We start from the raw sequence: 19580 nt of genomic DNA on the forward strand, positions 1-19580 counted from the left end.
TCGGGAAGTGATGCCCGCCACTACAAAAGACAGTGATTATTTGGTATAAAGCGCGCTTCAATTTTCACCACTGCCCCACGCAGTGAAATGGAGACATACTCAATGAGACTTGCTCATAAGCGTAAAGTGCAGTCTAAACTGCAAAAGCGTATGAAAGCGATTGTGGCGAACCTATCTTCGACACCGAAAGCTTCGACACCGAAAGCGGATACATCAGCGAAGGTTGAGCCTGTAGCAAAGAAAGCGGCGATGGTAACACCTAAAAAAGAGCGTGTTGCTCAACCAGCAGAAGTAACCGTAACACTGACGCCTAAACAGCAACAAGTGTTAGATATTGTCGTTGCGAATGCCAATGGTATCAATCCAAAATCCATCGGTCTAGCGGCAGGTCAAGAAGACACAAAAGCGGCTTCTTGGGCGACTGGTGCACTGAAAAAACTCCTTCAAGAAGAGCTTGTTACCAAAGAACAGCTCAGTGGAAATAAAGTTATTTATAAAGCGGTATAAGTGACGTTAAGTGAATAACCTTACCAGTATTAAAAAGGCCCTGAACGAATTCAGGGCCTTTTTAATTGTGGAAACAGACAAACCTTAGACACTTTTAGAAATACTGCCTAGCTCTAGCATCGGGGCCACATCCATATTTTCTGCATTCATCATCGTCGACAAGCGTTGCACAGATGACAGCAATAAGGTTTGCTCCCATTCGTCCAGTTTATGGAATCGCTCGACAAAGTTATCTTGTAACGGCTGTGGCGCTTTGGCAAGAATCTCTTGACCAGACTCGGTTAAGTACGCATGGACTTTGCGCTTGTCCGATTGGCTGCGAGTACGTGTAACGTACCCATTACGCTCTAATCGGTCCAAGATGGTGGTGGCGGTCGCTTGGCTCATGTTCGTATGCTTGGATAACTCACGGATAGTGACCTGCCCAAGTTTTTCGATAGAGCGCATTAAAATCAATTGCGGTCCCGTCAAACCAGCATGTTTACTTAATTGTTTTGAATGTAAGTCGATGGCTCGGATGATCTGGCGAATGGCGACCAGAACTTCTTCATGTTTTTCCAATTTTTTGTGTCCGAAAGAGAATGGTTGTACTTAGCGGGGACAATAGCGCACTTACCAACGGTTGAAAAGTGTTGATGTCATACTTTTTTTTATCCTCGATCATGGGCATTTTTATATAAATGTAAAGTTGTGAAATATTTAGTAGGCAAATCATTATTATGCGTCATGTTGAACAGTAAATGTACTAAATTGAGCGTTTGTCGAGCTTTTTCCATTTTAATGAGTAATTTATTAGACTGTAATTTATGATTATGTATAATCATTGGCCTGATGAGTGCATAGTAAATAAATCGAACACGAAATAAATGCTGATGGATTAGGCATGCAAAGCGTTCGTGTTCGTTACTATCATACTCAATCAAGAACTATCTATATAGAGAGGTCAAATGAAGAAGAGTATTGATAAATACAGTATTGATAATACCGACTATACGGTAGGACAAGATAATGTCCAAAAGTGGGGTTTTGATGTACATAACCCAGTTTTCGGAGTAAGTGCTGGCTTAATCCTGATTTTCTTAGTGGCAACGCTACTGTCAGATGCGGATACTGCGAAAAGTGTGTTGAATGGGATTAAAGGGCAAATCATTGATAATTTTGATGTTCTCTTCATGTGGGCAGGGAACTTTTTTATCGTCTTTTGCTTAGCAATGATTGTGTTGCCTTACGGTCGGATCCGTCTCGGTGGTAAAGATGCCGCACCTGAACATTCTTTCTTTTCATGGTTATCCATGTTGTTTGCTGCGGGCATGGGTATTGGTCTGATGTTTTGGAGTGTTGCCGAGCCTGCTGGTTACTACACTGGCGCCTATGGTACTCCTTTAGATGTGACAGCGAATACCCCGGAGGCCGCAAAATTGGCTTTGGGTGCAACCATGTTCCACTGGGGATTACATCCTTGGGCCATTTATGGCGTTATGTCGCTGTCTCTTGCGTTTTTCTGCTATAACAAAGGTCTACCACTTTCTATCCGTTCTATATTTTTCCCTGTTTTAGGTGATAGAGCTTGGGGATGGGCCGGTCACATTGTTGATATTCTCGCTGTGATTTCCACTTTGTTTGGTTTAGCAACATCATTAGGTTTAGGCGCGCAGCAAGCGGCAAGTGGCCTGCATCACGTGTTTGGTTTTAAAGATGGTATCAGTCTACAAATCATCGTGATTGTTGGTGTCACTCTGCTGGCAACCATTTCAGTGATTCGAGGCATTGACGGTGGGGTGAAAGTCATCTCTAACATCAATATGATTCTGGCTTTCCTTTTGCTCTTTGTGGTTGCATTTATTGGCTATGATGTCACCTTCGCTGCGATCCCAGAAACCTTAGTCTCTTATATCCAAAATATCGTGGCACTAAGTAACCCGCATGATCGCCCTGATGAAACTTGGTTGAAAGCATGGACTATCTTCTATTGGGCTTGGTGGATTTCATGGTCACCATTCGTGGGGATGTTTATTGCTCGAGTATCACGTGGACGGACTGTTCGTCAGTTTATGACGGCTGTCTTGATTGTCCCAACAGCTGTGACACTGGTATGGATGTCAGTATTCGGTGGGCTTGCCATTGATCAAATCATCCATCATGTCGGCGTATTAGGCGATAAAGGTGTGACTAATGTCTCTCTTGCGATGTTTGAGATGTTTGATGCGCTTCCTTACGGAACGGTGCTGTCCATCATTGGTGTTGTGTTAGTGCTGGTCTTCTTTATTACGTCTTCAGATTCAGGCTCATTGGTTATCGATAGCATCACGGCGGGCGGGAAGCTCGATGCACCAATACTGCAGCGGGTATTTTGGGCTGTATTGGAAGGTGCGATTGCCATTGCATTGTTATGGATTGGCGGAAGTAACGCTGTACAAGCTATGCAGGCAGCGGCCATTTGTACGGCGCTACCGTTCACGATTATTTTATTATTGATGTGTTTCAGTCTCGTGAAGGGAATGAATACGGAAGAATATTAACTATCAATGGTTGGTTTAAATCGTTTCAAGGGCTGAGTTTATGACTCAGCCCTTTTTTATTCCGCCGTTGCGCCCCTTGATTTTCCCATTCGCCATGCTTACTGTGTATTAAGTAAATAACGAGTGTTATTTTTAGGTAAAAAATAAGCCAGCTAACGGTAAAAAATAGTGTCGTAACTCGGACAATTATGGAATGATAGCAATAAGTTTACTTACTATGAGACTGATGTCGTTATGAGTTTATCGTTGAAACAAAAATTAATTGCCGTGAGCATTGCGATGCTCGCTATTATGGCCATTGCCTTGATTTGGATTGCTGCTGCCAAATTAAAAACAGAAACTCAAAATAGTGTCCAGGTGAGAGCTCAGACTGTTTCACAAAGTGCGGAGAAAGGAATTTCCGACTGGATCAGTCAACGAGTCGCGTTAATTAAAGCGCTGAAAGATAATACTCAAGCCGAAGACATAGAACCCTTCCTTGTGCAAGCAAGAAAAGCTGGGGATTTTGATGATGTGTATTTTGGCACGAGTCAAGGCGACATGCTACGTTCTCACCCTGAAAGAAACAGTGCAGGGTATGATCCTCGAGTACGTGGCTGGTATAAAAGTGCCACTCAGGCTAATAAAATGGTGTTGACCTCAGCTTATCGTGATGCTGCGACCAACGAGCTATTGGTGACGCTTGCGACGCCTATCCATCACACGGGTGGCCGTGAGGGCGTGTTAGCTGGCGACGTGCTCATTGCGCAGTTGGTCAATAATGTGATTAGCTTGGATATTGGTAAAAATGCCTCCGCCTCGTTAATAGACAGTCAAAATGGAACCATTCTCGCGACCCAAAAAGCAGAAAACATTCTTAAGCCAGTGAGCGCTTTGGATGACGATCTGTCCATGAACAGTATTGAAAAAGCCATGCAAAGTGGTCAGTTGGCCCAATTTGATATTAATGGTCAAGAGAAACTGCTGTATTTTTCTAAAGTCCCTAATACGCACTGGATTCTCATGCTGAAACTCGATAAAGAAACTGAGTTTGCATTGTATTACAGTATGTTAAATCAACTGATTATCACGGGTATTGTGATCACCATTATTATGTTGTTTGCCGTTGCCTATGTGGTAAGTGTGCTAACCAAGGATCTGCTGCGTGTTTCCAGTGCGTTGGAAGAGATTGCTTCTGGCGAAGGCGATCTGACTCAACGCTTGACCGTATCGAGTCACGATGAGGTGGGGAAACTTGCGTCTAATTTCAACGTGTTTGTTAGTAACATGCACAGCATGATGATGACATTAAGAGGTATTTCTCAGAGTTTACATAGCCAATCGACGACGACCGCAGCTCATGCTGCAAATCGTAGCGAGCGCATTCGCGTGCAGCAAGATGAAATCAATATGGTCGCCACGGCGATTAATGAAATGGCGGCTGCGACTCATGAAATCGCTGGCAATGCAGATAACACTGCGAGCAGTTCGAATGAGGCGGTATCCGCGGCGCAACATGGTAGCGATCAAGTGACTAAGACTCAGAGCTCCATCGCACGCTTAGCTGAAGAAGTGGGCGTTGCGACTTCTGTGATTGAGGAGTTGCAAACTCATGCCGATGGCATTAATTCGATTCTATCGACTATCCAAGGGATTGCCGAACAAACCAATTTACTGGCACTCAACGCTGCGATTGAGGCAGCGCGTGCTGGTGAGCAGGGACGTGGATTTGCGGTGGTGGCTGACGAAGTCCGAGTATTAAGTCAGCGTACGCATTCGTCAACAACGGAAATTCAAACCATGATTGAAACCCTGCAAGCGACAACGCATAAAGCCGTTAATATCATGGGTGATAGCCACAAGTTATCCGATACATCGGTAGACGATGCCACCGAAGCGGCCGCCAGTTTAACGCAAATTCAGCAATCGGTTGAGGTGATCAGTGATATGGCAACGCAAATTGCCTCTGCTGCTGAAGAGCAATCCTCGGTGACTTCGGAAATTACGCGCAATACTTCAGGCATTCGTGATGTATCTGAAGAGCTTGCGAAAGAAGCGGGCGAAGCGGCCAAGCAAGCTTCTGAGCTTTCTGCGCTTTCTCATCAATTACAAGAACAAATCGGTCGATTTAAATTGTAATGCTATCCAGCGACGCGCGGCAATTCGTCGAATAACAAAAAACCGGCTCTGCAAGAGCCGGTTTTTTTATGGGAATCACGAGAGACCCGCATGCCGAATCGGTGGTTTACAGCCAGAAATTTTGAATGGGATCATCGGGGGTAAAATGATGAGCCATTTGTGCTTGAAATAACTCCGCCGTGGCTATCGCATCCGTAAGCGCATGGTGGGCAGTATAAGGTGGTAGGTTATAACGCAAGCGAGATTGTCCTAACCGAACAGAGGCGGGACGACGCCCCAGCAGTCGATTCCAAAAACTACCTGACGTTTGCCGTTGAATTCGGGTTTCGATCTCCATTGTGTCAATGACAGGAAACTCTATTCCTTCTTTAATCCGCCTTTTCAGGGCTTTATCGAGCATTATTCTTTCGATCTTCCGAAAGTGTACCACCATGATTTTGCCTTGCATGGACTCGAGTACGTCACTGATAATTTCGGTTAAATCTGGGGCATCCATAATATCATTATGGGTAATACCGTGAATGACCACCGAGTTATCCTGTAACTTTTGGCGGGGGCGTACCGTCCAATGACGAGCGCGATTAAGGTAGACGCGATCAAAGGAAAAGGGGACGATACCGATAGTGATGATCTCATCTTTGTCGGTATTGAGGCCGGTGGTTTCAAAATCCATGGCCAAAAACTCTACCTCGCGCAAAGGCGTGCCTTTTTCTGGTAGCGTGGCAGCATAAAATTGCCGCAATGGTTCATATTTAGCCAGTTTTAGCTTACTACGAAACTTATAAGGCCAATCAATGCTCGGTGCTCCAAATGACTGTATCATGTTCTACCTACTTAAAGCTGCCGCTTGCTTGATAGCGATATTTCAAAAAGTTTTGGGCGTTACTCAAGATCTGGAAAGCATCTTTAAGGTTACGTCGCTCAAAATCGGATAAATTTTCAGGCTCGATGTTGTTATCTGGCTCTTGGCCATTCTCAATATCGATGGCTTGATGGCGAATACGTACCACGGAAATAAACTCTAAGGCATCACGCAAGTCTTGCCCTCGTCCTTTCGGTAGGATACCGGCATCAATAATGTCATCGAGGCGCTCAAATGAGTTTTTGGCGCGTGAGCCAACCGCGAGGGCATGTACTCGGATTAAATCCGCTAATGGCGCAGTGCCTCGTCGCTTTAAGTTGATGGAATTATTGTGCTGGCCATCTTTTTCCATAACGAAATTTTTGAAAAAGCCCAATGGGGGGGTGCGATTGAGCGAGTTACGCGCGAGACAAGCTAAGAAGCGGTTGTTGCGACGAGCTCGGCGAACCACAAATCCATTCAACTGCTCGGCCCATTTCAAGCGGCCATAAACCCCATCTAAATCAAAAAAGATTGAGGCATTGAGCAGCGCTTTGGGATTGGGATTATCAATCCAGTCGGCAAAGCACGCTTCCCATTGACGGCGAGTCATACGCCATTCTGGGTTGGTTGCCATGATATCGCCAGTACAATACGTATAACCACATTGGTTCAGGGCATCGCAAATAAAGCGAGACAGCTTCTCAAAGTACGCACCGTGCTTGTCTTCATCGTAACTGTCATCAAGGATGATCGCATTATCTTGATCGGTCACGACTAACTGCTCGTCACGTCCCATGGAGCCCAGTGCGAGGAAACAGAAGGGGATAGGGGCTGGGCCGAACTCTTCTTCTGCTAACTCAATGATGCGTTGCTTAAAGCTGCGCCCAATGGTGGACATCGCCGTACCGATCATATGTGAGTTCGCGTCTTCGCGAACCATGCGAACAAAGCTTTCTTGTAACTGTGTCGCCACTTGCGCCAGGTCATCGACGGTTTTTTGTTGGTAGATGCTGCTCACCAATAGGAGTGAGTTTTGCGATTCGTAACGCACGATATCGGAAATCTCGATAATACCAATGGGTTTGTTTTCTTTTAAAACCGGAAGGTGATGAACGTTATAACGCAGCATCATTAACATCGCTTCATAGACATACGCATTGTGATCCAATGAAATGACGTCTGTGGTCATGACCTCACTGACGGTACGACTATGATCCATCCCCGTGACCAGAACACGACGACATAAATCGCGGTCGGTAATAATGCCAGCGACAGCTGAACTGTCATCGTCATCGTCGTCGGTACGATTGGGGTCAATGATAAGCACGGAGGACGTATTTTCCTCAGACATCTTGATAGCGGTTTCTTGGATGGTCGCATCCGTGTGCACGAATAAAGGTTCGCCGGCCAATAAACTCGTGACTTTGACGGTAGTTAAATCGTTTTCATCAGTCTGGCTTGATACCGCTTGGCGTAGGCGTGCATTATCTTCTACTTCAACAAAATCGGCGAAGTTGTCATATTCATCATACAGCTTTTGAAATAGAGATACGGGAATGCAGTATACGAGCGTATCTTCAATGGCGGTTACTGGAAAGCGGACTTTATTGTTGGTCAGTAATCCCATTTGACCAAACATGTCGCCTTCGGTTAAGCGATTATAGAGTTCACCTTTTCGGCGATACACTTCCACGACGCCACTGCGAATAATGAATAAGTCTTCGATGTAATCGCCAAAATGGATAATTGGAGTATCTTGTCGATAGTAGGCAATCTCAATTTGTCCGGTGACGTCTGCCAATACTTCTTCTGACAGATCGCTAAACGGAGGGTATTGGCTGAGAAAGGTTATAATTTCTTGTAGCTCAGCATCCATTGAAGGCTCCTTATAATAACGTGTTGTTTTGTATATCTTCAGTGTCACGGTTTGCCAATGGCTGAATACATCATTTTACACTAAAACACGGCGCTGCGCTGTGTTGTGACGCGCGTTGAGAGACATTGAGACCAAGACCTGACACTGAGAGCACCGGAAGAGAAAAAAAGCCAGCATAGGGCTTAATGCTTGTAAGTTAAGAGGCATTTAACATCTTTTAGAAGGCCTGGTCGCATAGCGACTGGGCCTTCTTTTTACTGCTCTTGGATAGCTTCGTTCTCTCCTTTCTGGCAGCGTAAAACTCTCAGCCATATCTAAGATGTAATTCATCACCTCCGGGACCCTTCCCGGTGCCACTGACGGCAGTTGCTGTAATTGCCCTATTAAGAACAACGAAGCTTGTTTGAACCCTATCTGGTAAGGCATGACCTTGTTTTGATCGTAAGCCATTTGGCACATCAAGAACCTAAGTAAGTTGTAAGCCAGCAGCATGCCCCATAATTCTTGTTCTACTAGCTCAGGCTTTTTACTTCTTAGGGTTAGGGTGTTTTGCAGCATATATTGCTTCATTTCTCGATAACCAAGTTCGATTTCCCACCGATGGCTATATAGCTCGGCTATGTCTTGCCCTGGGTAACGCAAGGGATCTGTCATTGAGGTTAATAACCGAACTTCCTTCCCCTTTATCGTCTTGGTGATTAATCGAGCCTCGAGTGTTTCTGGTGCATCGTGCCACTTCTTCTTCGCTTGTGGGGATAGCGTTAACTCAACCAGCTCTTGACCACGTCCTAATTGGCGAAGTGTCGTGTATTGCGCCCCTTTACGCATGGGAATTAGCCAATGTCTTTCTGTCCCTGTTGTCTGCCAACGGTGTAAAAGCCCTAGCGCATAAAAACCTCTATCGAAGATAGTCAGGCTATTATCTGGTGATTGCTCTATGAGCTCCGTTGTTAGGTCCACTTCACTTGTTGATGTGGAATCGAACGAAGCGCTATTTAGAAGATGACTAGTCAGTTCCATGTGGCAGACCATGCGCACTTGAGGATATTCGGACGAGCACTTTTGATTCCGAGTCCGACTGAATGTCTCACCGTTTTCTTTCGTATCTGGCGTTCGCCAGACGACGCCGTCGACAGCATGAAGCGTGAGTCCATGCCAGTCTGGATGAGGCGTTTTATCATGCCAAATCTTCTGTGTTTGAGTAAAAACGGATTTCATGACATCGGAGCCCAACCGTTGTCTGGCTTGGATGACGGCACTTGGAGCAACAAATGGCTTCTTACCTGGAAGGAGGATATCCAGTTTCGACACAACTTTCTCCATAGACAAGTGACGATATAAAGACATCCCAACGACACTCCATACCATCATCTCCATAGGCAATCTTCGTCTACGAACTGTGGTAATTCCGGTATCTTCTAAACATTGCGAAATGAGTTCAGGGGAAAGTAGGTCAGATAACCCCGAAAGTTGTTCAGCAGAAAATTTGTGTACTTGGTTAAGTGCTTGTCTTAAAAACATAAAAAAATCCGAGTGCATGAATACACTCGGATTTTGACACGTTAGATGGATCCTTCAACCGATCATTTTAGTCTTAACTGATCGGCATTAAGCATAGGGCTGGCTTTTTATCACTTGAAATAACGATTATAGGACGTTGGCAATCCCTTCACATAACGGCTGCATGTTAGTTTTCGTCATACCCGCGACGCTGATACGTCCTGAACCGACGATGTAAATGGCCGCTTCGTCTTTCAAGCGAGCCACTTGTGCTTTGTTAAGGCCGGAGAATGAGAACATGCCATTTTGACGTTCGATGAAACTGAAATCCGCACTGACGCCTTTGTCTTTTAATGTTTGTACAAACAGACGACGCATTTCGTGGATACGTTGACGCATATCGGCGACTTCTTGTTCCCACTCCGCACGCAGTTCTGCGGAATTGAGAATATGGGTGACGACAGCGGCCCCATGTGCTGGAGGATTTGAGTAGATGGCACGAATGATTTTTTTTACTTGAGAAAAGGCGTCAGTTGCAATCGTAGTATTGGCGGCCACCAAGGTAAACGCACCGACGCGTTCATTGTATAAGCCGAAGTTCTTGGAAAATGAGCTGGCAACCAGAATTTCGTCATTGCACTTCGCAAATTCCCGTAATCCGTCGGCATCTTCTTGAACGCCAGAAGCAAATCCTTGATAAGCAAAGTCAAACAGTGGGATAAGCCCTTTATCGGCGACCAACTTAGCAAGGGTTTGCCATTCTTCAAAGGTTGGGTCAATGCCGGTCGGGTTATGACAGCAGCCGTGTAATAAGACCACATCGCCTGCAGACGCTTGTTCTAAATCGGTCACCATTGCAGCAAAATCTTTATCATGTGACTCTGCGTTGTAATAGGTATATTGGGCGATTTCTAGGCCTGCACTGCTGAATACGGCATGATGGTTCGCCCAAGTTGGATTACTAATCCAAACCTTCACCGCGCCAAAATGGCGTTTAACAAACTCAGCCGCAATGCGCAGAGCACCGGTACCGCCAGGCGCTTGAGCGGTTTTTGCTCGTTGTTGAGTAATGATGGCAGCGTCGTCACCGAACAGGAGTTTCTGCACCGCTAATCCATAATCCGCCGTGCCTTCAATGCTAAGGTAGGATTTGGTTTTTTCGTTCGCCAATAAATCCGCTTCTGCTTTTTTGACTGTCGCAAGAACGGGGGTTTCCCCTGATTCGTCTTTATAAATACCGACCCCGAGATTAATTTTCTCTGGGCGAGTGTCTTTTTTAAATTCTTCCGTGAGGCCTAGAATTGGATCGGCAGGCGCTGCGACAATTTTTTCAAACATAATAGTATCCGTGTCGGGGTAAAAGAGAAATCATGATCTATTTATACCTGTCTCGTGTCGTTGAAACAACTCATCAAAAGAGAAAAAGTACAAATAACTGATGGGCGTGTTGTGAATATTGGATAGGCAGAGCGTAGGGGAGATCAATCGACCTAGTGGGTAGCAATAAAAAGACGACCCGAAGGTCGCCTTATCCGTATCACTCAGACGAATGATTTTAGTAGTTGGCGTTACGTGGCGTACGCGGGAAAGGAATCACGTCACGAACGTTACCCATGCCAGTAACATAAGACACCAAACGTTCAAAACCTAGGCCAAAGCCTGCATGAGGAACGGTGCCGTAACGACGTAAGTCACGATACCAGTTCATGTCTTCTGGAGCGATATTCATGGCACGCATGCGCTCGTCAAGCACATCTAGGCGTTCTTCACGTTGAGAACCACCGATAATTTCACCGATACCTGGAGCCAAAACGTCCATGGCGGCAACGGTTTTACCATCTTCATTCATACGCATGTAGAAGGCTTTAATGTCTTTTGGATAGTTTTTAACAATAACCGGGGCTTTAAAGTGTTCTTCAGCAAGGAAACGTTCGTGCTCAGACGCAAGATCAATGCCCCATTCAACAGGGAATTCAAACGTTTTGCCCGATTGAATAAGGATATCAATGGCATCGGTGTAATCAACTTGCGCAAAGTCTGACTCAACAAACTTTTCAAGGCGAGTAACGGCTTCTTTATCGATACGTTGCGCGAAAAACTCAAGGTCATCACGACGCTCTTCAAGCACGGCTTTAAACACATACTTAAGCATATCTTCAGACAATTTGGCGATGTCTTCTAAATCGGCAAACGCGACTTCAGGTTCCACCATCCAAAATTCTGCTAAGTGACGGCTAGTATTGGAGTTCTCGGCGCGGAATGTTGGGCCAAACGTGTACACTTTAGAGAGAGCACATGCATACGCTTCACCGTTTAACTGGCCGGATACAGTTAGAAAGGTTTCTTTACCAAAGAAATCTTCGTTGTAATCCACTTTACCCGCATCGGTTAAAGGCAAGTTTTCCAAATCCAGTGTTGAAACGCGGAACATTTCACCGGCACCTTCTGCATCAGCAGCAGTAATCAATGGCGCGGATACCCAGAAAAACCCTTGTTCGTGATAAAAACGATGGATCGCTTGGGATAGACAATGGCGGACACGGGCTACCGCACCGATAACGTTGGTACGCGGACGTAGATGCGCGACTTCACGAAGATATTCAATCGAGTGACGCGTTTTCGCCATAGGGTAAGTATCAGCATCTTCTACCCAACCCACCACATTCACCGATGTTGCTGCGAGTTCGAAGTCTTGGCCTTTTGCTGGAGACGCAACAATCGTACCCGTCACTTCCACAGAACAACCTGTTGTCAGTTTTAGGACTTCGTTCTCATAATTATTCAGATTATTCGGAACCACGGCCTGAATCGGGTTGAAACAAGAGCCGTCGTAAATGGCGAGAAAAGAGATTCCAGCTTTGGAATCACGACGTGTGCGAACCCAGCCACGAACAGTGACTTCACTGTCAACTGCGAGCTTTCCGCTTAGTACGTCTGTTACAGGCGCGTAAGTCATGTTTTGTTATGTCTCCATAGAAGTAAAAATACAATCTCGCGTGGTTTTTGCCCAATCTTGAGCGAAAAACAGCCAAAACATCGAGTTGTAGGGGATTTTACAATTGCGATGCTCCATATTACCTGTCAATTCCTAGGCTTCAAGCCTTAATATGAGGAAACTGGATATTATTTAAGCAATTGACATTGTTGCTCTTAGTTTACGCTCTGCGGGTAAGGATGAGTTGCAACTCACAAATAATTAATTTCCTGTTCGCATTAATTCAATATGCAGCAACTATCACAGTCTTTTCGTCTCACTTGTTAGACATTTACATCGTGTTGCATATCTTCGTTTAAAGCACACACATCGCCTGAATATTAAATGAATAATAACTCAGGAATACAATTATATAACTATATTTGAATGTATAAACAATGACCGAATTTCTCTTGTTTTCCTCGCAGAATGAAGAGAAATGAATGGGTTTTCCCGTGCGTATGAGGAAGTGGTAATGAGTCGTATGGTTCGAGTTGCCAAAAAAAGGGCAATCAATGTATTAAAAGGTGAAAAGGTCGTCCCCCCAGTACAACGTTGGATGATGCGTCTATTCGTTATTCTCAACGTGTGTCTATTCAGTGCTTATGCGAATGCAACGTTTTTTGCCGTCTCGGTGAGTTCGCAAGATAACTTTAGGAATTCCATTACTGACAGTATTGAAGAGGCGGTAGACGCTCGTCACGATTATGTGTACGTCGACGATGTGGACAATGATTTTGATGAGCAAGTGAAACAGATTCAACATTATATTGATTCTGGAGCCGATGCTGTGGTGGTGTTTGCCACTGGCACCCATGAGCAAAATAAACAGTTGCTTGAATTTGCTAAAGATGTCCCATTAGTGTTTGTCAACACTGAGCCCGTTGCGGATTTGTCTACGATGCCCGCGAATACGGTTTATGTTGGCTCAAATGAGGTCGACTCTGGGACGATGCAAATGGAGGCGTTGGCGCAATTGGCCGGTTATCAAGGCAAGGTCGCTTTGCTCAAAGGTGAAATGAATCATCCGGCGGCGATTACTCGGACTAAGGATGTGTATGATGTTGTTGCAAAATATCCCAATCTCTCGGTGGTAGCGGCAGAAACCGGAAATTGGCAACGTAACCAAGGATATAATATTGTCGAAAAATGGATCAAAGATAATCTCGATTTCAATATCTTAGTGTCAAATAATGACGAGATGCTCATGGGGGGACTCATGGCATTACGTGATAACGGTAAAGACGTGAAGTCTTATTACACTGGCGGAATTGACGGAATATATGATGCACTTTTAGAGATGGACAAAGGCAATTTAGACATCACTGTATTGCAAGACGGGAAAGGGCAAGGAAAAGCCGTGGTCGACATGACTTATCGTTTGCTTAATCACCAAAGCGTTAAAAACCCTCATTGGGTACCGTTTAAGTTAATCACAAAAGAGAATTACAAGCTGTTGCTCGACGGTGAACAATAGTTGAGTCATGGACGTTAAGAATTGGAGTAACAGATTATGTCATTAGTCTATCGAATTATTATGGGCTTTGCCGTATTGGTCATATTTTTACTGGGGCTTGTTGGCGTTAACTATTTTTCTGTGGGAAAAATTGAGTCCGACCTTGGTCAAGTGACCGATGTAGCGTTTCCAATTAATCAGAAAGTGGCGAGCCTACGGAGTGATATGCTCCAGCAAAATAACTACGTTATTGGTGTGTTTGCTGAGACATCCGTTTCACGTATTAATCAACTAGAGAAGGATTTTCAGCAACAAGGCGATAAAATTGATCGCAATATCGAACAATTAAAAGTGCAAGCGCTGAATAATAATGGGGCGCTTGAAACCAAATTAACCGCGATAGAAGCTTTACGCACGCAATATACGAAGGCCAGTAAGGCGTTATTGAGCATTCACCGTGAACTGCTGGTCAATGCGAGTGCGATTGATCGCCATAGTAAGGTGATTAATAACATTGATCAGCGCCTTACCTACTATTTATCAAAATACTCGAAAGAACGTTACTATCAAGATAATCCCAATTTCAAATCCACCATTACTGGCTTAAACCGCGAGGCGACCCAAGTTCTTAAAGCGTTTAGTCAATATATGGTCAGTCGCGATTTGCAAGCGCTGACGAAGCGCTTAGATGGAATGGATATTGTGATTAAAAATCGCTTTGAAGCGATTAAAGATAACAGTGCCGATATGGGCAAGTTATTCAGCGTCATGTTAGTTCCGCTCTTGCATGAAATGACCGCAGAGGATGGCTTGTATCATCTTTATCTGAATCAGCATCGTTTAGAACAAGAAACGAATGTGAACCTTGCCAGCATCCGCTCTGATACGCAAAAACTGCAAAGTACCATGATTGAGTTTGATCAAGCTGCGGCGCATATGGCCGAACAGGCACGCAATCGTACTCATAGCAGTATTGTGTTTATTAAGAATGCCATGTTTACTGTCAGTGCGATTGCTCTTGTGATTGCGGTTCTTGTGTCGCTCTGGATCGCGAAATGGGTACGCAAAGCCATTGGCGATTTCAAACGGGCACTGATTAAAATGACCGAAGGCGATTTAACCGTCACGTTCCAGCAAGCGTCAAAAGATGAATTTGGAGAGCTCGGCCGTTATCTTAATGGGTTGGTGATCAATTTACGCAGTACCTTCACGCAGTTGACTGATTCGGCGCAAATGCTCTCACAAGTGGCGGACAGTAATGCCTCCATCAGTAATACGACCACTGCTGCGGTTTCAAATCAACGTTCGTTATTAGAAACCACGGCCTCTGCCATGACAGAAATGGAAAGTTCGGTGTCTGAAGTGGCTCAGCGTGCGCAAGATACCATGATGTCTGCAGAGCAAGCGCACAGCCAGACAAAAGAGGTTGGCTCCAGTATTGAACAAGCCATTGCAAATATTAAAGAGCAAGCAGAGCAAATCGAGAAAACATCAAAAACTGCGATTGAGTTGAATGAGTATGGTGAGAAAATAGATACGATCATCGATACGATTCAAAACATCGCAGAGCAAACAAACTTGCTCGCGTTGAATGCGGCGATAGAAGCGGCTCGAGCGGGCGAACAAGGTCGCGGGTTTGCTGTTGTCGCGGATGAGGTGCGCAACCTTGCCAGTCGCACCAAACAATCGACCGAAGAAATTCAGCAAATGATTGAAATCATGCAACGCTTGATTAAAGCGGTTGTGGACGTCATCAATGTGAACTTGAGCAAAAACGACTCCAACATTGCCGTCTCCGAGCAAGCTGGCCAAGGGCTGGTGGCGATGAGTCAATTGATTGGTCAGATCGTCGATATGAACATGCAAATCGCCACTGCCACCGAAGAGCAGAGTTCGACGGCTAAAGAGATCAGTCGCAGTGTGGTAGACATCAGCGACTCAGCGGAAGAAACGGCTGCAGGGGCGGCAAGTAACGCCAAGTCAAGTGATGAACTGCGCGACCAAGCTCGCCGACAGCTTGCTCTTATAGAACAATTCAACGTCTAATTCTATAGGTCGGATAAGACAAAAGGGAGCATTGGCTCCCTTTTTTATGGATGGTATTTAACGTATGGTTCAGCTCACTGTTTATCTAGCAGCGTTGACAGTGTCAAGGTTCAGGTTAGCTGTGCAGCGCGATGCTTTTTACGATCTTTGGGATGAGAAATGGGAATGGCGGATAACAATGTACGAGTATAGTCATGCTCCGGATTTTGATAGAGGGACACGGCGTCTTTCATTTCTACTATTTTACCAAAATACATGACCGCAACCGTATCTGACACGTGTCTGACTACCGATAAATCGTGTGAAATAAAAATCATGGCAAGATTCATTTCTTGCTGCAGTTTCAGTAATAAATTTAAAATTTGCGCTTGTACGGAAACATCTAGCGCGGAGACGGATTCATCACAGATCAACAATTTCGGTTTCAGTGCGATGGCGCGAGCGATACCAATACGCTGGCGCTGTCCTCCTGAAAATTCATGCGGATACCGACTGACCGCGTTTTCAGGTAGCCCGACCTTAACCAACAATTCTTTAACCCATTGTTGTCGCTCGGCCTGGGTGCCGATGCCATGAATATCGAAGGGCTCTTGTATGATCATTCCAATATTATGACGCGGATTCAGTGACTCCATGGGATCTTGAAACACGATTTGCATTTCGCGGCGCAAGGGAGCCATTTGCTTGGGGGTAAAATCAGTAATATCTTTACCTTCAAAGTAGATACGTCCTTCCGTTGGCTCAAACAGTTTTAGAATGGTCCGCCCCAAGGTACTTTTTCCGCAGCCAGATTCGCCGACCAAGCCAAGCGTTTCACCTTGTTGCAACGAAAAAGACACGCCATCGACCGCCTTAATGACGTAGCCTTGATTGAAAAGGCGCTTGCCTGATACAAAGTGCTGTTTAATATTATCGATTTTTAATAGTTCAGCCATACGATCCTCTTGATGTCTGTCCTGATAACCATAAGTCATCTACACAGTTGTCCAAAATAGGGTGAGATAGAGAGTGCGATACAGTTGGTGGATGACATAGGGTTATACAAATGCATCATCAGGAAGTGTTTTGATGTCAATCATCTGTTTGGGGGCACTGTCTAAGCGTGGCATTAATCCGAGTAGCTTTTCTGTATAGGGGTGCTTAGGATGGTCGAACAATTCAAAAATCTCGCCATATTCGACAATACGACCGTTATACATCACGGCGACATCATCACAAACCTCGGCTACGACACCCAGATCATGCGTAATAAAAATCATCGCCATCCCTGTTTCCGCCTGTAAGTCATTCATTAAATCGAGAATGGACGCTTGTACTGTGACATCGAGTGCGGTTGTCGGCTCATCACAGATCAAAATATCGGGTTTGCAGGCAAGAGCCATTGCGATCATCACGCGTTGACGCATCCCCCCCGATAGGTTATGAGGATATTCATCCAGGCGTTTTTCGGGCAGGGGAATACGTACTTTCTCCAGCATTTCTAGGGCAACCGCATTGCGGGCTTTCTTATTGAGCTCTGGGCGATGTAATTCCAGTATTTCGTGTAACTGACGTCGTATTGTATGGACTGGGTTGAGGGCGGTCATCGGATCTTGAAAAATGATCGAAATACGGTTGCCGCGCATTTGCCAGAGTTTCTTTGCTGGTAAGGTAACGGTATCCACGTCGCGGTACAAAATGCAGCCTTTCGTCACTTGTCCATAAGGCTGCGGAAGCAGCCCCATGATGGACATCGCTGTGACACTTTTACCGCTTCCCGATTCTCCGACTAATCCTAATGTTCGTCCGGCGTAGACAGTGAGGTCCACGCCATGAAGTACTTCGACAATGTCATCATCGTTCGCAAAAGAAACATGTAAATCTTTGACCTCAAGGATGATCTCTTTACTCATCGCTCGCTCCCATTTTAAAACGATCATCAATGATGGTGACAGGAGGGAAGGTCTTTCCTTGGTCTATCGCTTTTTGTGTCTCTTCTTTCGTTTGGCTATCAATCCAAAAATTCGAGATACCAATGGGCGAAAACAGACCTTCTGTGCGTTTGGTCATGGCATGCTTCGGAAATTTCAACCAACGCCAATAAGCTTCACGTGTATATGGCACCATATAACCGGGAACAATTAAGTATTCATTGGCCACTTTTTCTAAAATCTGATGAGAGAGTTTTTGTTTAGCCTTCACGTCAAATTCATGATCATATTGGTCAATCAATTGATCCATTTGTGGATTACTGTAGTTGGTGAAGTTATTGCTCTGTGGTTTCGCATTGACCGAGTCTAAGTATTCCCAATACGCTGGAACTTCGCCTCCGCCCATGTGTAAAAATGCAATTTGATGCTTTTTCTCAAGCATGTATTTGAATGCGGATGAGCCGTCCAATAGATTGAGTGTGAACTCAAGGCCGGCTTTTTTGGCTTGCTCTTTTAAATAGGCTATGCGGCGAGTATGCAGCCTGCTGCTGTAGGTAATGGCAACACTCAAGCGCTGCCCCTTATCATTGATGCGAATGCCATCTGGACCAATATGGTCAAACCCTGCTTTATTAAAGAATTCGATCGCGCGCTTAGGGTCGAAGGTTGGGGCTGTCTCATCTTTAATATCGTAGTCGCCATGACCATAGCCCATGGCACTTGGCAGTCGCATATAATCGCCGCGCAGTACTTGTTTTATCATGCCATCAACATCTGTCGCGTAGGTAATTCCAGCACGGATATCACGATTGCTTAGTAAAGGATCTTTGGTATTCATCCACAATCCGCCAGCACCTTGTGGTGTTTGGTTGTAACCCCAGAACTTATCGATATATCCATTTTGATAAGGAGAGGTATTCGACTTTTCATGCCATAGGGAAGGAAGAACTAATCCGAAGGTATCGAGGTTACCGCGTTCAAAGTGCTTACGTGCAATATCCGCATCGCGGATCACGCGATAATTCACTTTTTCAACGTTATAGCGGTTTTTATAATAGCGATTGTGGTAACCCCACCAGTTTTTGACGTGCTTGAAAACAACCTGCTTACCACGTTTGATCTTATCGATATAGTAAGGACCTGTTGTGGGTTCGGTTTTAAAATTATAGCGACGAACGAAATCATCCGGTATGCCATCATGATTTTTGTCGTTCTTTATTTTAGCAAAGAAGTGTTTTGGACGGGGTTGCACGCCATTACTCGGCATATTGATTTGAATCATCAGTTCATCATGAGTCATCTTAGTGGCAGACTTGATGGCGATGGTGTAGTCATCATACTTAATGACATCAGTGATTTTGTTGGTAAAAAAGTCGTTATACCAAGGATCAACAATGTCTTTTGAACGGTTGTAAGTCAGCATAAACAAGTAGTCATCTGCGGTGACTTTTTCACCGTCGGACCAACGTGCTTGTGGATCGAGTTTAAAATACACGGTTTGGTGATCGTCACCATAGGCCCAAGCGGTGGCCAGTTGCGGGATCCATTTTCCAGTATTCGGGTGGCGTCCAGCCAGTTTTGGTACATTATCCATTAAATAAGCTCGGAAGCCGGAGTTGGCATCAGGCCCTACGCTACGCAATGTTTGTGGAAAGCTCATCATAAAGGTGTGGAAAGTGCCGCCAAATTGCGCTTTGTCGGAAGCAAATAGTGGTTCATCATCATGATGTATCCACTGCAATTGAGTCGGCAGGTTGGCCGCAGAAACACCACTCGAGAGTGCGCTTAGCAGAGCTAACGTAGTAAGAGATAATCCTTTCATAAACGAAT

General features: G+C 45.1%; 14 protein-coding genes. 5 read left to right on the forward strand and 9 right to left on the reverse strand.

The window, feature by feature from the left end; genetic code table 11:
* Positions 1-102 precede the first annotated feature (102 nt).
* The gene (locus EAE30_RS11485; RefSeq protein ID WP_123016043.1) at positions 103-507 is read left to right on the forward strand and encodes a MarR family transcriptional regulator; all 405 of its coding nucleotides are present in this window, start codon (positions 103-105) and stop codon (positions 505-507) included.
* A gap of 84 nt (positions 508-591) precedes the next feature.
* On the opposite strand, the gene EAE30_RS11490 is transcribed toward EAE30_RS11485, so the two are convergent.
* Positions 592-1068, reverse strand: a complete 477-nt coding sequence (locus EAE30_RS11490) for a MarR family winged helix-turn-helix transcriptional regulator (protein WP_123016044.1) — start codon at positions 1066-1068, stop codon at positions 592-594.
* 386 nt (positions 1069-1454) lie between these two features.
* Here EAE30_RS11490 and EAE30_RS11500 point away from each other — a divergent pair, with 386 nt between their 5' ends.
* Positions 1455-3026, forward strand: a complete 1572-nt coding sequence (locus EAE30_RS11500) for a BCCT family transporter (RefSeq protein WP_123016046.1) — start codon at positions 1455-1457, stop codon at positions 3024-3026.
* A gap of 234 nt (positions 3027-3260) precedes the next feature.
* Entirely contained in the window at positions 3261-5144 is a 1884-nt protein-coding gene (locus EAE30_RS11505; protein ID WP_123016047.1) for a methyl-accepting chemotaxis protein, read from the forward strand.
* Positions 5145-5250: 106 nt separating this feature from the next.
* Here EAE30_RS11505 and EAE30_RS11510 read toward each other — a convergent pair whose 3' ends face one another.
* The 5 genes from EAE30_RS11510 to asnS all read right to left on the reverse strand — a co-directional run bounded on the left by EAE30_RS11510 (position 5251) and on the right by asnS (position 12320).
* On the reverse strand, positions 5251-5967 hold the full coding sequence (locus tag EAE30_RS11510; RefSeq protein ID WP_123016048.1) for a 3'-5' exonuclease: 717 nt from the start codon (positions 5965-5967) through the stop codon (positions 5251-5253).
* Between the two features lie 7 nt (positions 5968-5974).
* Complete coding sequence (locus EAE30_RS11515) at positions 5975-7864, reverse strand: DUF294 nucleotidyltransferase-like domain-containing protein (protein ID WP_123016049.1); 1890 nt, start codon at positions 7862-7864, stop codon at positions 5975-5977.
* Between the two features lie 207 nt (positions 7865-8071).
* Complete coding sequence (locus EAE30_RS11520) at positions 8072-9385, reverse strand: IS4 family transposase (RefSeq protein WP_123017299.1); 1314 nt, start codon at positions 9383-9385, stop codon at positions 8072-8074.
* A 126-nt stretch (positions 9386-9511) separates the two neighbouring features.
* Positions 9512-10702 (reverse strand): amino acid aminotransferase, encoded by a 1191-nt coding sequence (locus EAE30_RS11525; protein WP_123016050.1) that lies wholly within the window; start codon positions 10700-10702, stop codon positions 9512-9514.
* 217 nt (positions 10703-10919) lie between these two features.
* Positions 10920-12320 carry an asparagine--tRNA ligase gene (gene asnS, locus EAE30_RS11530; RefSeq protein ID WP_123016051.1) on the reverse strand — a complete coding sequence of 467 codons (1401 nt, stop codon included), beginning with the start codon at positions 12318-12320 and terminating at the stop codon, positions 10920-10922.
* A gap of 493 nt (positions 12321-12813) precedes the next feature.
* Here asnS and EAE30_RS11535 point away from each other — a divergent pair, with 493 nt between their 5' ends.
* Positions 12814-13815 carry a substrate-binding domain-containing protein gene (locus EAE30_RS11535; RefSeq protein ID WP_164711840.1) on the forward strand — a complete coding sequence of 334 codons (1002 nt, stop codon included), beginning with the start codon at positions 12814-12816 and terminating at the stop codon, positions 13813-13815.
* A gap of 36 nt (positions 13816-13851) precedes the next feature.
* The gene (locus tag EAE30_RS11540; protein WP_123016053.1) at positions 13852-15840 is read left to right on the forward strand and encodes a HAMP domain-containing methyl-accepting chemotaxis protein; all 1989 of its coding nucleotides are present in this window, start codon (positions 13852-13854) and stop codon (positions 15838-15840) included.
* Positions 15841-15950: 110 nt separating this feature from the next.
* On the opposite strand, the gene EAE30_RS11545 is transcribed toward EAE30_RS11540, so the two are convergent.
* From EAE30_RS11545 to EAE30_RS11555, 3 genes are all read right to left on the reverse strand, one after another.
* On the reverse strand, positions 15951-16775 hold the full coding sequence (locus EAE30_RS11545) for an ABC transporter ATP-binding protein (protein WP_123016054.1): 825 nt from the start codon (positions 16773-16775) through the stop codon (positions 15951-15953).
* A gap of 102 nt (positions 16776-16877) precedes the next feature.
* Positions 16878-17732, reverse strand: a complete 855-nt coding sequence (locus EAE30_RS11550; RefSeq protein WP_123016055.1) for an ABC transporter ATP-binding protein — start codon at positions 17730-17732, stop codon at positions 16878-16880.
* The gene (locus EAE30_RS11555; protein ID WP_123016056.1) at positions 17725-19572 is read right to left on the reverse strand and encodes an extracellular solute-binding protein; all 1848 of its coding nucleotides are present in this window, start codon (positions 19570-19572) and stop codon (positions 17725-17727) included. Before EAE30_RS11555 ends, EAE30_RS11550 begins: the two co-directional genes overlap by 8 nt.
* Positions 19573-19580: the final 8 nt, after the last annotated feature.

The organism is Vibrio zhugei, from assembly GCF_003716875.1.
In the GTDB taxonomy this organism is placed as follows: domain Bacteria; phylum Pseudomonadota; class Gammaproteobacteria; order Enterobacterales; family Vibrionaceae; genus Vibrio; species Vibrio zhugei.

Coding starts and splice junctions, on each gene's coding strand:
- EAE30_RS11510 (WP_123016048.1), bottom strand. CDS start 5,967: ATGATACAGTCATTTGGAGCACCGAGCATTGATTGGCCTTATAAGTTT.
- EAE30_RS11535 (WP_164711840.1), top strand. CDS start 12,814: ATGAGTCGTATGGTTCGAGTTGCCAAAAAAAGGGCAATCAATGTATTA.
- asnS (WP_123016051.1), bottom strand. CDS start 12,320: ATGACTTACGCGCCTGTAACAGACGTACTAAGCGGAAAGCTCGCAGTT.
- EAE30_RS11485 (WP_123016043.1), top strand. CDS start 103: ATGAGACTTGCTCATAAGCGTAAAGTGCAGTCTAAACTGCAAAAGCGT.
- EAE30_RS11555 (WP_123016056.1), bottom strand. CDS start 19,572: ATGAAAGGATTATCTCTTACTACGTTAGCTCTGCTAAGCGCACTCTCG.
- EAE30_RS11550 (WP_123016055.1), bottom strand. CDS start 17,732: ATGAGTAAAGAGATCATCCTTGAGGTCAAAGATTTACATGTTTCTTTT.
- EAE30_RS11525 (WP_123016050.1), bottom strand. CDS start 10,702: ATGTTTGAAAAAATTGTCGCAGCGCCTGCCGATCCAATTCTAGGCCTC.
- EAE30_RS11500 (WP_123016046.1), top strand. CDS start 1,455: ATGAAGAAGAGTATTGATAAATACAGTATTGATAATACCGACTATACG.
- EAE30_RS11540 (WP_123016053.1), top strand. CDS start 13,852: ATGTCATTAGTCTATCGAATTATTATGGGCTTTGCCGTATTGGTCATA.
- EAE30_RS11520 (WP_123017299.1), bottom strand. CDS start 9,385: ATGTTTTTAAGACAAGCACTTAACCAAGTACACAAATTTTCTGCTGAA.
- EAE30_RS11505 (WP_123016047.1), top strand. CDS start 3,261: ATGAGTTTATCGTTGAAACAAAAATTAATTGCCGTGAGCATTGCGATG.
- EAE30_RS11515 (WP_123016049.1), bottom strand. CDS start 7,864: ATGGATGCTGAGCTACAAGAAATTATAACCTTTCTCAGCCAATACCCT.
- EAE30_RS11545 (WP_123016054.1), bottom strand. CDS start 16,775: ATGGCTGAACTATTAAAAATCGATAATATTAAACAGCACTTTGTATCA.